The sequence below is a fragment of the Halorubrum sp. SS7 genome, from assembly GCF_005435055.1.
GTDB classification, from domain to species: Archaea; Halobacteriota; Halobacteria; order Halobacteriales; family Haloferacaceae; genus Halorubrum; species Halorubrum salinarum.
Genome location: NZ_SGXV01000323.1, coordinates 1 through 446 on the forward strand (window position 1 = coordinate 1; position 446 = coordinate 446).

The window sequence follows — 446 nt, forward strand, 5'->3', positions numbered from 1 at the left end:
GGGAGACGCTCCAGCGGCGCTACCGCGCGCTCATCGAGAAGTCCCCGAACGTGATCGCCGTCTGCGGCGACGACGGCCTGCTCCGATACGTGAGTCCGTCGATAGCGCGGTTGCTCGGTCACGAAACGAGCGAGGTGGAGGGACGCCCGGTCATCGACTTCGTCCATCCGGAGGATCGGCGCGAGGCGCAAAAGGCGTTCGAGCGCGCGTTCGAGGACGCCGAGCCGCAGTCGCTCACGCACCGAATCGCCCACGACGACGGCAGTTGGCGACGGTTCGAGACGGTGATCGAACGGCTGTTCGCGGACGGCAGCGAGGTCGTCATCACCGCGACCGACGTCACGGAGACGAGGCGGTACGAACAGCGGCTTCAGGTGTTGAACCGCGTGCTTCGACACGATCTCAAAAACGACACCAACGTCATCGGCGGGTACGCGGACCTCCTG

At 65.9% G+C, this 446-nt stretch carries 1 protein-coding gene; it reads left to right on the forward strand.

Annotated features, from left to right (window positions below; translation table 11 throughout):
- A partial coding sequence (locus EXE44_RS18215; protein ID WP_137718064.1) for a PAS domain S-box protein occupies positions 1–446 on the forward strand: 446 nt, incomplete at both ends.